The organism is Bacillus sp. SRB3LM (assembly GCF_015712745.1).
GTDB classification, from domain to species: domain Bacteria; phylum Bacillota; class Bacilli; order Bacillales; family Bacillaceae_G; genus Bacillus_A; species Bacillus_A thuringiensis_K.
The window spans coordinates 442,810-456,970 of sequence record NZ_VWVQ01000076.1 but is presented as its reverse complement, the minus strand read 5'-3'; the positions used below and the strand labels follow the sequence as shown (position 1 = coordinate 456,970).

Genomic DNA, 14,161 nt, shown 5'->3' with positions numbered 1-14,161 from the left:
ATATAAGTCAGATATAGTGTCTCTTTATCAGTTGCAAGAAAAAAGTGGATCCTTACTCTCTCACAAGGAATCCACTCTTTCTATTTCTACAACTCTATTTTTACACGGTCCTCTTCTTGCCCTTACCAGAACCGCAATCACTAGATCATTAACATAATTATCTTTAGCGGAAGTTAAAGGTTTTTATTTGTGTCCTCTAGTTTCCTAGCCGGACTATATTCTATTTTCAAGCCAATTTCTATCTCCCCATGAATAAAACTCAACGTTCTGTTTATACTACAACTACATCTAGAGACACATCACTGTTTAGAGCGGCTAGGTTTTGCTAGCTGCTCTTTTTTGTGTTTTACACAAATAAAATCAATAACTCAGCATATAATATCTATGTAGCTAGACTATTACCTCTGTATCGAGCAGTTAGGCTGGGCTAACTGCTCTTTTATTTATGACAAAATAAAACTTTTAAACAGAATTACTTTCGTATAACATTTTCAATCTCGCTTACACTATAACTGTAACTTTAAGTTACACATCTATTACTTATAGGGCCTAATTTTCTTTTGTGTAACAATTGGTTAGCTCATAAAGTTAACCAATTTGTTGCGTTCAATTTTATTTCTCAATACTTAATACCTGGAATTAATTCTAATTTATTGGTATTAAACTATTGACATTGATTTTCCTCATAGGGGTCACCATACATGTCCATCAACTTAAGAACTTTCTTTAACCTCAAGTTTAAAAATACGCCATCCTTTTCTATGATTCTACAGAAAGAATAGCGTATTTGTTAAGTGACAATAAAGTTGTTTAATTCTTATTGGACTAACACGCAGTTTAGTGTAATAATCAAAGGTAAGAGAGAATTCCCACCTTTACCTTATTTTAACTTTAGCTCTAGTATAGGGTATGGACGTCCAGAAGAATCTGTTTCCGTTTCATTTACTATAAAAAATCCATTATTAATATAGAATTTAGTTGCACTCTTATTGTCTTTATTTACATCAACGGATGTAATATCAAAGTCATTAATTAAAGAATTAATAATAGCTTTACCGTATCCTTTACCTATATTATTAGGTTTTAAAAATAACATTTCTAAGTGTTGTTTATTTATAGCAGAAAAGCCAATTAAATCCTCTTTCTCATACCATAACTGGACATTAAGATGTGGGAAATATGAGGGTATTTCTTTTTTAAACTCTTCTCTATCGGTACCTCTTAAAAAGTGATGCGTAGCTAAAACCGACTCTTCCCATACATTCAAAATTGTATCATAATCTTTCTGATTTGTTTTTCTATATATCATTAATATCTCTCCTTTAGTTTTAAATTATCAACTCCTTCCCAATAAGTATTTTATGATTTTCATGTTATATAACCACGAACTTAAAATGTTCATTAATAAAACCTCCAAATAAACATTTAGATAATTTGATTATAATATCAAATCTTTATTATTACTTTACAGTATTTTTTCATTTTAGGGGGTATTTTTTTAACTTGATAGCGATGTGAGGGTATCCAATTAATGAGAATTCAATATCTGTTTTTATGCTTTTTTAAATTTTTTGCAAGAGTGAGCTTTAGTTTCAGAAGAAAGAGCATAACATATTAGACATATAAAATATGTTATGCTCTTTAATTTATTGACTTTTTCAATTTAGGTCTTGATAATAAAATCAGTGGTCGCTGTGATAATTGCGGCAACACCGCATTTAAAAGTTCCGTTAAAGATTTCATCTTCTTAAGAGAATGCCGTCAATGTGGTATGAAGAAAATTATATAGCCCTATCTAGGGCTTTTTTCATTACAAAATAAAATCATACTATTGGTGTAGAAAGACATGAAAGTGGATACTTTTTAGACACGAAAGTAGATACTTCTTGAATATCTTTCGCTACTAATATAAATTCCAAATGAATTTTCAGTTCACATTTAATTAGGTTTTGCTGAAATGCAAAAAAAGAGAGCAAAACTCTCTTTTTCATTTAATCAATACTATTTTTTAAATTTAAATAATAAAAAATAGCCAGTTAAAATAGTGTGTTGTTATATGTTTTGCTAAACACGCTCTTACAAATATTTAAACCCTGCATTAATTTCTTATTCCATTCATTTAACTAATAAATAATTTTTTATATTCGGTTATCATGCCACAAGTTTATTGGAAAATGATTATTCTGGTTATAAGCTTCAAGTTCATAACCTTTTTCTTTTAACCCTTTTATAATCTGTGGAGCTGCTACCATCCTGCACTTGCATTCATACCAGAACCCATAAAAGTAATAAATAACGGCCATAATAACGGCCATAATGTAAGAAGTATATTTACAAGTATAAGTATACTATATACCCCAGGGAAATTATGATTTTTACAATTTACCAATACTAAAATCACTAATAATATTATGGGTATTAAATATAAAAATAGCATTATAAACCAATACCATGTCATTAAAGTAAGGCTCAATGGTCCTAATATCATGTGTACAACTCCAAATGATATTCCTAATGCTCCAAAACTAAAGGTTGTAATTATTGTTTTTAGAAGCACTTTAGCCAATTTTGAGTCGTACGATTTTCTACTATATAGACCTATCACGATATACAACGATAGATATGCCATTAATACACCTATCCAAATCAATAGCCAGTCTGCATCTAACATAAAGATGTCAAACAGCGCCCAACACACCCCTACTATTGAAAAAACAAGGGAAATAATTATATATTTTAAAACTGGTTTCATATTCATTTCACGTCCTTTAAAAACTTAAGAATACATTATTAGCTTGTATTCTTCTTTTTCTACCGCTTTACTATAGTCTGTTGTATATTCAATAACAGTAATCTCTTTACTTCTAAGTAGATTCTTTTTCCACGTTTTCGCATCAATTGACAGTATGAGTTATTCTCTCCTAATTTAAATGGATCACTGGAATTGGCTTTAATATGAATCTGCTACCTCAAACCGCTTCATCTCAAGTAAAACTATATCTAAATGATGAGGTTTTACTTGAGATCCAGGTGATAGCGGTAAAATACATCACCATTTGCTAGTATTCTTCCATTACTTCTTTTTGAATTATACTCCCTCCTGTTCTCCATACAATATACCTACCTAGATTCAATTTATGTTTTAAATTGTTATTTTTTCCACCTCAATCAAGCTAGCAAAACTAAATATCATTTTTCTTTTTTATTATAAAGACTATACTAATTTCTCTTCCCACTTATAGGTTTCGTTTAAGCTAAAAAATATAGCCTCAAGAACGGGATCCTGAGACTCTATTTTTATTTTAGAAAGGACAGCATAACTTTCTCTGTTTCTTCTTTACTTAAATCACCTGCAATAATAAAGACTTGAAAAGCGCTATTCTTTCCTTTTGCAGGAACAATCATTTGCATTACTTTATAGGTTTCCTCTGTATCAAGACTTTCAACTAAGGTTATTTTTGTACCTTCTAATTCATAATTTGTTACCTTTTCATTATAATCCGCTTTTTTATTGGAGAATTCTATTCCCTCAGCAGTAACTGCAGATTGGTGCACAATATATACATTATCTTTACTTTCATTTTGATATTCATAAATAAAATCGGGATTCATTTTTCCAGTAGTCATCGGTGTATTAACACCTTCTCCAGTTAATTTAAACCCTTTTACCACATAACTTGGGGTGTTAATTGGAAAATCAACATATTTCTGTGCTTCCTTTTTAGTTAATCTAAAATGCGAATGAATTTTCTCTCTAAATGGTCCAATTTCTTCACTGTTTTTCTCATATTTTTTTTCCTCTTCTGGGTCTAACTTTTCAGGACTTCCTACTTGCCTTACTTTTTTATCTAAAATATGTGCTTCTGTTTCCAATGTAATGAATCGATCAAATTCTTCTTTCGTAAACAGATTCCTCGCCACTCCAATCTCTGTAAGTAAAGTATTATAGTCTCCTTCGGAAACAAAAAATCCTGCTTCTGCTTGTTCTTTTGTACCAATCATTTTTTCTACAATCCGCTGTATAGGAGCATCTGTTCGTGTTTTTAATTCTTTCATATTATTTTTCACTTCTAATTGTTGTTTCTCAGGGTTAGTCGGCTGATCAGCACGGGCGTTTAATAAGGATACAGATGATACTGCAATCACTGCCACAGCCCCTATCGCAGACCAACGATATGATTTTTTTTGGAATTTTTTAATCATTAGAATTCTCCTTTTTAACGCTCTCTTGTTTTTACTAAAATTTGCTATACTTGGTACTTGATAATAACTTGAGTAGTGTTCCAATAGACTAATAATAGTATGTCCATACGCAATTTGTTCCTCTGAATCTATACATGTAAGAGCTAATGCATCGCATGCTAGTTCTTGATCTTCCCGCATACATGAGTAGGCATACCATAGAATGGGATTAAACCAATTTAAAATGAGTAACCCATGCATAAGCCAATTTACACCAACATCTCTTCGCTTGATATGAGCTAATTCATGATAAAAAATATATCGTAATTGTTGTTCATCTAAAATCTTCATATGTACACTGGATAACAACAACTTGGGGCGAATAAATCCGAACACCGTTGGACTGGAAACCTTTCCAGATACAAATAGAGGGATATTCCGTTGAATAGACATAGATTGCTTACACTTTTCAAAAATCTGGACAATCTTCTTATCTGTAATAACAGGTTGTTTTTTTATGTAAAGTAATAAACGCCTGTTCATTATAAAAGTAGCAACACTTAGAAGGATAACGCCAGTAAGCCAAATATACATACAGATTGTATAGAATGAAATTGTCTCATCTTCCTGCTTTTCATTAATACCTGCTTGTGTCTTGTTTGCCTGAACAGTTTTTGTTGAACTTGAGGTATAAGTATCTTCTTTTGTGTGAACCTTTGTATCGTCTATACCTTTTAATTCTTGCGTACTCTCTTTTGTAAGAAACTTAGCTACAGGATTTCCCCTAGAAATGAATGCATCATCATTCTTGTAAGTAAGAACAGAATAGATACTATAGGAACTATCTGGCGACCAAGGTAATACAAGTCTTATAATTAATATGATCCACAGCATATATTGCCAACGTGGAGTTAACTTATTTCTAAACAAGACCTTAATACATAAGATTAGGCCCACTAATATACTAGCCATAATAGTGGTCTCAATCATCCAATCAAAAAAAGCAGGTAGATAGATATTTATAAATTTTTCTATCACTATAATCTATCCTTCCTCTGATTTTCCTCAGTTTTCTCATCCAGAATACGTTTAAGTTCGTTAATATCTTCTGAAGACAGCTTTTCTTCTTTTAAGAAATTTACAAGTAAAGGTTTAAATGCTGCACCATAGAAACGTTTAAGTAAAGATTTCGTTTCTACTTGTAAATAACTATCTTGCGATACTAAAGGATAATAAGAGTACAAACGCCCTTTATCTTGATGGTAAGCTACTGCTTCTTTGTGAACTAATCGATTAATCAGCGTTCGAATCGTTTTGGGTTTCCAATCCATTTTCACCTCTAACGCTTCAATTACCTCATTTGCCGTTTGTGGAGATTTTGACCATAATACTTTCATAACTTCTAACTCAGCTTCTGAAATTTTTGGTAATTCATTCATTGTTTATAATTACACCCCTCGTATTACATTTGTAATCTGTAACTGAATATTACACTTGTAATCTATTGTTGTCAAGCTTGTTTGGTGTTTGTGGAATGCTTTCCTATACCCATCAACATAAGAATGGAAAAAATTAAAAGAAGTTTAGACTTTCATGTCCTCCTAATGAGATAAGAAAGTGAATCCTTCATGAATATTTTTGTTACTAATATAGAACTGGATTTTAACTTCACATCTATTTAGTATTTGCTATTTTTACAAAGTTTCCACTTTGGTGTCTTTGTTTAAAAAAGTACCCATTTTCTTGTCTCGATATATTGACAGGAAAGTGGGTACTAAATGAAATGTATCAGTAGATAATTCAGCATTTTTCACTATAAAATAAGTTCCTACTTTCATGTCTTTGTACAAATGCTGTATGAAATCAACAAATGTAAATGGCACTATATATTATATTGAATCTGTTCCTTTTGAAGATAAGAGTGAGCAGGATGAAGAGGGATACTACGAATATTTTTACAAAGGAGTCAATTTATCGTTTCACTCGGACAAGGAAAAAATAATATATTTCTTAAAAAATCCATCTCTCGCTTTTGGTAAGGATTTTGAAGCGATAAAGATATATATAATTAAAGAATTTGATGTAAATACACTCAAGATTCCAGGTGGAGAAAAAGCCTATATAGAATTATAGCCATAACCGATTTCTGTCTTTACTATAATATATTAAAAGTAAACGGTAGATAAGTATATGCTTGATAAAGCTGAACTAAATACTCATAAATAATTGTAAAGTGATATTCTTTGTTCAGGAGGACTTTATAACCTTAGCTTACAAGTGATGTTGCGCTACACCTATTCCATCTAACTTGCAACATATTTGTGGTATCCTTGCCCTATTCCATCTAACTTGCAACACGTTTGCGGTATCCTAACTCAAATCATATTAATCAGGATATAACCAGCAGCTTAAAACTTTTAACTACGTATATTTTTCACCTTAAACATACTTTCTTCCTACTTATATACTTACCTTCGCTTCTCCAATATCCTGTTTTTTAATTAAATTTAAGTAAAAATGTGAGACAGTTGTATTGTAATAAGGAGAAATGAAAATAAATGATAGATTAAACGTAAACATTCCTATAAATGCAGCTAATAAAAACCAACCAATAAATGATAGCCAAAGAACAAATAATTTTAACTTTTGTCCTTTCATTATTCTTTTACTTTCTCTCAATGCTTCACTTGCTGTATAATCAGGATTCTCTACTAATATGTAATACGACATGGAATAAGAAAAATATTTAATAATACCTGGAACAATAAATAATAGGCTCCATAAAAAAATAAAAATAGCTTGCATCAAACCTAATTTTATTGATTTAAACAAATTCTTCTTTTTAAATCCTGAAAATACATCGTCTACCTTAACTTCTTCTTGTTTCCCTAAGTGTAAAGTAAAAACAGAATACCCATAATTAAAGATACCTTGTATAACACTGTAAATTAGGAAACATACCACCCCTAAACCAATATAACTTAGAATAAGTACAGCAAGTGCTACTGGATCTACTTGTGGTTGCCCACCTATTGAATAAATAAATAATGCATCAGGGCCAATTATCCCGATAAACAGTACGAATATTAAATACATAAAAAAGGCTATTGCTGATGCACTTAAGGTTGGTACAAAATAGAATAAAGCTGATACTCCAATACCTACCCCCCATTTCCCATCTAACGAATTCAATGCTGCTTTCTTTAAATTTCCGATCATACTCGTGTCCCCTTCTTTTTCTTATTTTCCTTTACTGAAAAACTAAAAGAACTTGTAGCAAGGCCCCGCTACAAGTTCTTTTAGCCAAACACTTTAACTCATCAAAAAATCATTTATTCTACACAATCGGGGGTAATGCCTAAAATATGGTTTGTTAACATCATTATATAACATAATTATGAATTTTTGTTAAAAATTCTATATATTTAGACAAATAATTCTCTACTTTTTTACCTATTTTTTCATGTAGTTTTATCTATTGAAGATACGTAAAAAACATCTGTACTAATTGAATCCAAAGTTTATTTAATGAACATGAAAAGACCACCTACAAAATTTCATAGGTGATCTTTTTTGTGATTTTGCACTTGTGCACTACTTTAAAAATATATCACAAATTCATCTATTTTGTTAAAGACTTAATTCTACAACACAATTCTGGGAGCAAAAAGTAATACTTTCAACATATAAACACTTCGATTATTATATCATCCCTTATTCTTAAATAAAGGTGCTATTTTATCAATCCGATTTGTCCAAATTCCACCTGTATAATCTTTAGGAATACGTTTTATATCTTCGGATGAGTCAAATCCACTTGAAAATCCAAATCCATTTCCACCTACAATGATAACACGAGTATCTGCCTTATCCATTCTATTAAGAAAACGATTCGGCCATCCCCAAAGCCAAGGAGCTACTTTGTCTGGTATATGCAACTCACCATGCTTCAGACTTGAAGGCATGTAACCAGTCCACCCTAACGCAATATAAGTAAGAAGATCCTTTTTCATAGTTGCTTTTGACATTGTTCGTAAACTAGGGATACTCTCCTCAATCGCAGCAATTGGTTTATCACCACCATATACAGTTAGTTGCTCAAGGCGTTTTGCTGGTAGTTTCTTAAGGTAAGCAGCCAATTTGATTCCTTCATTTTCATCATCACTTTTAATATGAATAAGGAAAGAACGGTCTGGAAAATGGGTAAGTACTTCATCGAGTGTTGGCATAAGATTAATCCCTTTACCACGGAATGGGAATGTTTTCCCCCCATCAGCTGTATAACCGTATCCAATATCAAGTGCTTGTAATTCTTTTGTTGTAAAATCTCTTGTAACGCCTTTACCATTAGTACGGCAATCAAGCGTCCAGTCATGAAAAATAACAAAATTATTATCTTTAGTTGGTTGAACATCAAACTCTACTAGATCAGCTCCAGCTTTAAATGCAGCTTCCATAGATGGAATTGTATTTTCTAAATAAGAGTGTTCAGGTTTATTTATACGTTCTGCTGTACATGTATCACCCTCAATCCCATCCATGCTGAATGTTTGTGAAAGTCCTCGGTGAGCAAGAAGAATAGGAGCCCCCTCGTCCCTTTTAGCAAAAAAAGAACTGTTATTTACATAAACAAATACAAATAGGATAAGAATTATCCAAGTCGTTTTACGTTTCAGTAACCTTTTTATTTTATTCATTATATTCTCCTCTTAACTACTCATTGAAGTCATTTAAACAATGTTAGACTTTTTAAATACTGATAAATGTTACATCCTATCTTACTACATTGCAATGGATTACATTGGAAATTATAGGTTAGTACTTTGATATGAAGTGGAAGAAATTGAAATTAACATATTGTGATACTTTTTCTATTAGGTAATTGTATGTCTTATGCATGGATTTGAAAAAAATTATAGTGTTTTCTTCTCTTTCGATTAATGAGATTCAATTGATTTTTAATAAAACTATTTAAATTACGTTTTTTTATTTGCTCTAACAGGGGTCTCGCCACATGCCCATCAACTTAAGCACATTAACTACCCACTAAGTGTAAAAAAACGTTATTCTTTTTAAACAAGCTATCTTTGTGGGTTCGAAATAAAGTTACGATGTTTTTAAGATAGACGCGAAGTTTTGATTGAATTTTTTAATAAAACTAAATGTTTATTTAAAAAGTAATGCATCCATTTTGATTAGACTTTTTTCAAAATGGATTTTTTATTTTATTGAAATCATCCAACATACTTGTATTTTATATAAGTAAAAAGTGTTTTTGTATAATTAAACTTTACTTTTTTATAAAATAGGTTTAATATAGGTGTTAAGAAAGGATGGTGTTAACTATGAAGGAAAAATATGGGGACTCCGTATTGAATAAAGTGTATGAACATAGAGTGTTAAGAAGAATGTCACAAAAAGATTTAGCTGATGCTGTTGGAGTTTCTAAGCAAACGATATTTGTTATGGAAAAGAATAATTATTCTCCTTCACTGGTGTTGGCATATCGAATAGCAAATTATTTTGAGGTTGATATAAAAGAAATATTCTCTTATGTAGGAAAGGAAGATAATAATGCTTGATCTATTAAATAACTGGATGTCAGAAAGCACAGACAATTTTAATATCATTGTAGGATTTATATCACTTCTACTTGTAGGTTCAACAATTGTGCTTTTTATTATGATGAAAAAATTTGGTCAACCGGATGAAAGAACAAATGCTATTTATCTTAAAATTATTTCTTGTATGTTTGGTACTCAAATTGTAACGAATGCCATATTTATTTCTTTGGTGAGTAAAGATATGTATTTCCGTCAATTTTTCATATTATTTGAAGGCATTGTCTTCTTCGTTGGAGCTATTTATTCTGTTAGATTATATAGAAAAGAATTTAAATAATTTAATTGTAAAAAACAGTAGTGATTTTATACACTACTGTTTTTTTATTGCCTCGGTTGTAGGTGCTAGCTAATTGTGTGGGGACAAAACCCCCTCAAACAACATCGCATAAGGGCATTTACAAAGGACAATTCGAAGTGCATTGTAGAAAATACCTAATTGGAGATATAGAAAGGATGATGTTTTTTATGAATCGTTCGATTCAAAGTGAACTACAATTATTTGCTGAAGAATTATATGAACATCTTACTCCTTCATTTTTAGAAAACCTTGCTAGAGAACTAGGATTTGTACAACGGAAACGGAAGTTTTCAGGTCATGATTTAGCTACTATCTGTGTCTGGATTAGTCAACGGGTAGCGAGTGATTCTTTAGTACGACTGTGTAGTCAACTTCATGCTGTTACAGGGACTCTTATGAGTCCAGAAGGACTCAATAAGCGTTTCAATAAAAAAGCTGTTTGCTTTTTAAAACACATTTTCTCTACATTATTAAAAAGTAAAATTTGTGAAACATCAGTAATTCCAAGTTCTTCAATCACTTATTTTCAAAGAATTCGTATTTTAGATGCAACGATTTTCCAGGTACCAAAGCATTTAGCTAGTGTGTACCCTGGGTCAGGTGGCTGTGCCCAAACAGCGGGTATAAAAATTCAGTTAGAATATGATTTACATAGTGGTCAGTTTTTAAATTGCCAAGTGGAAGCAGGGAAAAATAATGATAAAACCTTTGGAACAGAGTGTTTAGCAACATTACGTCCTGGTGATCTATGTATTCGGGATTTAGGCTATTATTCACTGGATGATTTAGATCAAATGGACCGACGTGGCGTGTATTATATATCACGGCTCAAATTAAACAATAGGGTGTATATCAAAAATGAATCTCCTGAATACTTTCGAAATGGAACAATAAAAAAACAATCTCAGTACATCAAAGTTGATTTAGAGCACATTATGGATACCTTAAAACCAGGGCAAGTCTATGAAATAAAAGATGCGTATATTGGAAAGGATAAAAAACTATTCACTCGGGTGATTATGTATCGATTAACGGAAAAACAGCTTCGTGAGCGTATGAAAAAACAAGTGTATACGGAAAGTAAAAAAGGCATTACATATTCGGAAAAAAGTAAACGATTAGCTGGCATGAACCTGTATGTTACCAACACACCTTGGGAGATTGTCCCGATGGAACAAATCCATGATTTTTACTCTCTCCGCTGGCAAGTTGAAATCATCTTTAAAACTTGGAAATCCTTATTTCAAATTCATCATTGGCAAAATATTAAACAAGAGCGATTAGAATGCCATGTTTATGGAAAACTCATTACCATTTTTTTATGCTCTTCTATTATGTTTAAGATGCGACAATTAATTTTGCAAAAGAAGAAACAGGAATTAAGTGAATATAAAGCAATTGGAATGATTCAAGATCATTTATCGATTTTGTATCAAGTCATACAACAAAACACCCAAGAAATAACAAAGATTTAATCCGCCTGTTCCACTTGCTCCAGAAGAATGGCCGGAAATCTCATCGATATGAGAAGAAAACAGTCTTTGATATTTTGGGTGTTATCTATGAATATAATGGATTGAGAAAACAAAAGAAAGCTGCATAATTTTTAAAAACGATACCTATCTAGGTTTATTTGGTATGCTCATTTTTAAAGATACCATATATTCTAAGAGTTTTTTGATTATATGAACGAAAGTTCATCCTGTTTACACTCTTAAGTTGATGGGCATGTATGGTGACCCCTCATATACAATTTTTGAAAAGGCCTTTTCTCTCACATCAGGCTCTTTTATTTATTAAAAAAAGATTATTTTATATAGATTACTATAAGCATCCATAAAGCCAAAGCACCAATGATAGCGAGTACTATACGTGTTGAAAGTATCCTTACTTCAAAGTCTGTTTTCTTGGAAGGTTCAGGATATGCAATTATATAAATTCCCTTTAATAATGCAAGCCATGCAATAACTGTTAGGAATCCCTTCCAGTTGAATACCCATACATTATGTAGAATTACAGTACCTAATCCTAGGAAAATTGATAGAAAACCATACATAATACCAAACCCTCTGTCTTCAACCACTAATTTTTTCAAATCACGTAGCACCGATGGACGGACGAAAAGTATTCCTGATACGATAACCGTCATCCATCCCCAGAACAGCCCTAAAAAAGTACTAGTTTCCATTATTATTTCACTCCCCTCAATTATATTTATATTTCAGATATTCCTTCCTTTAGAAAAATTCCAGTACTTTTATATGTAGGTTAAAGTCTACTCTTTTTTTATACAAACATTCCGTATTCAATGCCCATACTTAATCACACCATTTCTCTAAAAAAATGAAGTTTTTATTAATTTTTCATGTTTAAATAAATTTCTTTTACATTGTGATACAAAGATTATCAACTTATAGAATTCCTCTTAAACGCTTCACTTATATAGATGTATTTTTAAAAGAAATAAGTTTCATTACTTACCCTTGCATTAACACAACAATTCATTTGTTAACTTTCAGAAAATATCAACTTGTATTACTGTATCTGCTATCGCGCTTAGCGTAGAAACTGTTACTTTTAACGAGATACTATCCCCCGCTTGGAATGTTGTTGAAATATTATTAGTTATATTAGAAGTCTGGGCACCAGTTAATGAAACTACAAGAGGTGTATCCACACCATTTTTTCGAATAGTCCAAGTATCAATATTTGTCCCTCCAGGGCCAACTCGAGCACGTACCGATAGTGATTTTATAACAGATTTTTGACTTAATCGGATAAATACTTCTGTATTTGAAACAGCCGCTGTTCCTGGTCTATAAAAACGAGTCCCTCCAGTTGGTAGACCCGACGGATCTGCCCAAATAATTGTAGTAGGCTGTAAAACTGTAGAAAAGCCCAAATTATTAGCGTTAGAATTTATAAGATTCGCTGAACTTAAAATCAATGTTCCAGCTGATTGTGATATATCCGCTGTAGTGCCTTGAATCGACGCTAAACGCAAACTTAATTGTGCTCCTATTCGATTTACTTCTGCCCCAATATAAGATCCTGCTCCAACTGAACTAGTAGTGGTTAAATTAACATCACGGCAATGAAAATTATGTGAATTTGTATTAACCAATATGGCTCTTTTATTCCCTAAACCGGCTGATTTTACTGTTATCGTTGTTGCTCTTACAGTACTTATACTTTCATCTGGAATTCCTGTTCCAAAAGAATGAATTCCATAAACATTTGAAGTCCCACTTGTTGATGCTGTAGAATTATCCACAGTTATAACTGCTGTTCTTAATCTAGAAGTTTGTGATGTTGTTCCAGGAAAAGCAATCCCTGTTAAATCCACATGGATAGAAGAGGTTCCTAATACCGTAATATCTTCTACTCTTGTATTTTCTCCCATTGTGAGTACAGTAGTATTTGATGTTGCATTCTGTTGACGAATTATTACTGTCCATAGACTAATTCCTCGTAATGAATTTCCATTAGGGATAACTACCTTTTCGTCATAAATTCCAGGAAACACAAAAATTGTAATCCCTGTAGCTCCTGTAGTATTAATCGCTGTAATCGCACCATTAATTGTTTTAAAAGGGTTCCCTCCAATAAATGCTGTTGAATCATTTCCTGATTTCATGACCACCGCTGTATTTGTTCTTGATATTAGCAGCTCTTGTAAACTCATTTACTGTTATTTCCCCTTTCATCCTTTATTTCGTTTTTTGCCTATTAATATCTTATGAGCCGGGAAACAAATTAGATGCAAATAAAATTTTCATATTAGACCTCGCCTAACAGCATAACAGTTAAATAATTATGAGCTTGCTTTCTACTAGTCACTTTCTTTCTATTATCCGTTATTTTATAAAAGAGGATTTTCTTAGGAAGTACGCTCAAATGTTGAGCGCACTCCTGTATTGTTTTAGTACATATTAGCCATTTAGATTTCCCTTATAAATGGTATACTCCTTTAACTCCATTGCTCAACTTCCCCAAAATAACGTTTTCATTTAAATCCATCTTTTTTGACCGTAGCTTTACTAATATTGTTGCGCTA

The 14,161-nt window shown here is 31.7% G+C and carries 11 protein-coding genes and 3 pseudogenes; 5 read left to right on the top strand and 9 right to left on the bottom strand.

What is annotated here, in order from left to right; translation table 11 throughout:
* Nucleotides 1–880 precede the first annotated feature (880 nt).
* Nucleotides 881–1,309: a GNAT family N-acetyltransferase gene (locus F3I02_RS23585; protein ID WP_196478486.1), complete on the bottom strand. Its 429-nt coding sequence runs from the start codon at nucleotides 1,307–1,309 to the stop codon at nucleotides 881–883.
* Between the two features lie 378 nt (nucleotides 1,310–1,687).
* Here F3I02_RS23585 and F3I02_RS34155 point away from each other — a divergent pair.
* A pseudogene (locus F3I02_RS34155) lies at nucleotides 1,688–1,789 on the top strand (DUF8096 family protein); the annotation flags it as partial.
* A gap of 349 nt (nucleotides 1,790–2,138) precedes the next feature.
* On the opposite strand, the pseudogene F3I02_RS23580 reads toward F3I02_RS34155, so the two are convergent.
* The 4 genes and pseudogenes from F3I02_RS23580 to F3I02_RS23565 form a co-directional block, all read right to left on the bottom strand.
* Nucleotides 2,139–2,246 (bottom strand): annotated as a pseudogene (locus F3I02_RS23580) (polysaccharide deacetylase); the annotation flags it as partial.
* Nucleotides 2,246–2,752, bottom strand: a complete 507-nt coding sequence (locus tag F3I02_RS23575) for a DUF3902 family protein (protein ID WP_000805757.1) — start codon at nucleotides 2,750–2,752, stop codon at nucleotides 2,246–2,248. The pseudogene F3I02_RS23580 and the gene F3I02_RS23575, both read right to left, overlap by 1 nt.
* A gap of 545 nt (nucleotides 2,753–3,297) precedes the next feature.
* Entirely contained in the window at nucleotides 3,298–5,220 is a 1,923-nt protein-coding gene (locus F3I02_RS23570; protein ID WP_196478485.1) for a M56 family metallopeptidase, read from the bottom strand.
* Nucleotides 5,220–5,621, bottom strand: coding sequence for a BlaI/MecI/CopY family transcriptional regulator (locus tag F3I02_RS23565; RefSeq protein ID WP_001004322.1), 402 nt, complete (start codon nucleotides 5,619–5,621; stop codon nucleotides 5,220–5,222). Before F3I02_RS23565 ends, F3I02_RS23570 begins: the two co-directional genes overlap by 1 nt.
* A gap of 418 nt (nucleotides 5,622–6,039) precedes the next feature.
* Here F3I02_RS23565 and F3I02_RS23560 point away from each other — a divergent pair, with 418 nt between their 5' ends.
* Entirely contained in the window at nucleotides 6,040–6,315 is a 276-nt protein-coding gene (locus F3I02_RS23560; protein ID WP_196478484.1) for a hypothetical protein, read from the top strand.
* 327 nt (nucleotides 6,316–6,642) lie between these two features.
* Here the strand turns inward: F3I02_RS23560 and F3I02_RS23555 are convergent, their stop codons facing one another.
* Together F3I02_RS23555 and F3I02_RS23550 are read right to left on the bottom strand one after the other, a co-directional pair.
* A complete protein-coding gene (locus F3I02_RS23555) occupies nucleotides 6,643–7,401 on the bottom strand; it encodes a DUF975 family protein (protein WP_196478483.1) in 759 nt (252 codons plus the stop codon).
* Nucleotides 7,402–7,889: 488 nt separating this feature from the next.
* Entirely contained in the window at nucleotides 7,890–8,879 is a 990-nt protein-coding gene (locus F3I02_RS23550) for a glycerophosphodiester phosphodiesterase family protein (protein ID WP_196478482.1), read from the bottom strand.
* Nucleotides 8,880–9,527: 648 nt separating this feature from the next.
* Here F3I02_RS23550 and F3I02_RS23545 point away from each other — a divergent pair.
* From F3I02_RS23545 to F3I02_RS23535, 3 genes and pseudogenes are all read left to right on the top strand, one after another.
* Nucleotides 9,528–9,764, top strand: a complete 237-nt coding sequence (locus F3I02_RS23545) for a helix-turn-helix transcriptional regulator (RefSeq protein ID WP_061655295.1) — start codon at nucleotides 9,528–9,530, stop codon at nucleotides 9,762–9,764.
* The gene (locus F3I02_RS23540; RefSeq protein ID WP_196478481.1) at nucleotides 9,757–10,083 is read left to right on the top strand and encodes a 6-aminohexanoate hydrolase; all 327 of its coding nucleotides are present in this window, start codon (nucleotides 9,757–9,759) and stop codon (nucleotides 10,081–10,083) included. Before F3I02_RS23545 ends, F3I02_RS23540 begins: the two co-directional genes overlap by 8 nt.
* Nucleotides 10,084–10,271: 188 nt before the next feature.
* Nucleotides 10,272–11,707: pseudogene (locus tag F3I02_RS23535) on the top strand (IS4 family transposase).
* Nucleotides 11,708–11,911: 204 nt separating this feature from the next.
* Here the strand turns inward: F3I02_RS23535 and F3I02_RS23530 are convergent.
* Together F3I02_RS23530 and F3I02_RS23525 are read right to left on the bottom strand one after the other, a co-directional pair.
* Nucleotides 11,912–12,292 carry a hypothetical protein gene (locus tag F3I02_RS23530; RefSeq protein WP_000450246.1) on the bottom strand — a complete coding sequence of 127 codons (381 nt, stop codon included), beginning with the start codon at nucleotides 12,290–12,292 and terminating at the stop codon, nucleotides 11,912–11,914.
* A gap of 327 nt (nucleotides 12,293–12,619) precedes the next feature.
* Nucleotides 12,620–13,789 (bottom strand): pectinesterase, encoded by a 1,170-nt coding sequence (locus F3I02_RS23525; protein WP_000058013.1) that lies wholly within the window; start codon nucleotides 13,787–13,789, stop codon nucleotides 12,620–12,622.
* Nucleotides 13,790–14,161 lie beyond the last annotated feature (372 nt).

Bases quoted from the DNA above. Each gene is read 5' to 3' on its own strand.
- F3I02_RS23585 (WP_196478486.1), bottom strand. From the start codon at position 1,309: ATGATATATAGAAAAACAAATCAGAAAGATTATGATACAATTTTGAAT.
- F3I02_RS23575 (WP_000805757.1), bottom strand. From the start codon at position 2,752: ATGAAACCAGTTTTAAAATATATAATTATTTCCCTTGTTTTTTCAATA.
- F3I02_RS23565 (WP_001004322.1), bottom strand. From the start codon at position 5,621: ATGAATGAATTACCAAAAATTTCAGAAGCTGAGTTAGAAGTTATGAAA.
- F3I02_RS23560 (WP_196478484.1), top strand. From the start codon at position 6,040: ATGAAATCAACAAATGTAAATGGCACTATATATTATATTGAATCTGTT.
- F3I02_RS23555 (WP_196478483.1), bottom strand. From the start codon at position 7,401: ATGATCGGAAATTTAAAGAAAGCAGCATTGAATTCGTTAGATGGGAAA.
- F3I02_RS23550 (WP_196478482.1), bottom strand. From the start codon at position 8,879: ATGAATAAAATAAAAAGGTTACTGAAACGTAAAACGACTTGGATAATT.
- F3I02_RS23545 (WP_061655295.1), top strand. From the start codon at position 9,528: ATGAAGGAAAAATATGGGGACTCCGTATTGAATAAAGTGTATGAACAT.
- F3I02_RS23540 (WP_196478481.1), top strand. From the start codon at position 9,757: ATGCTTGATCTATTAAATAACTGGATGTCAGAAAGCACAGACAATTTT.
- F3I02_RS23530 (WP_000450246.1), bottom strand. From the start codon at position 12,292: ATGGAAACTAGTACTTTTTTAGGGCTGTTCTGGGGATGGATGACGGTT.
- F3I02_RS23525 (WP_000058013.1), bottom strand. From the start codon at position 13,789: ATGAGTTTACAAGAGCTGCTAATATCAAGAACAAATACAGCGGTGGTC.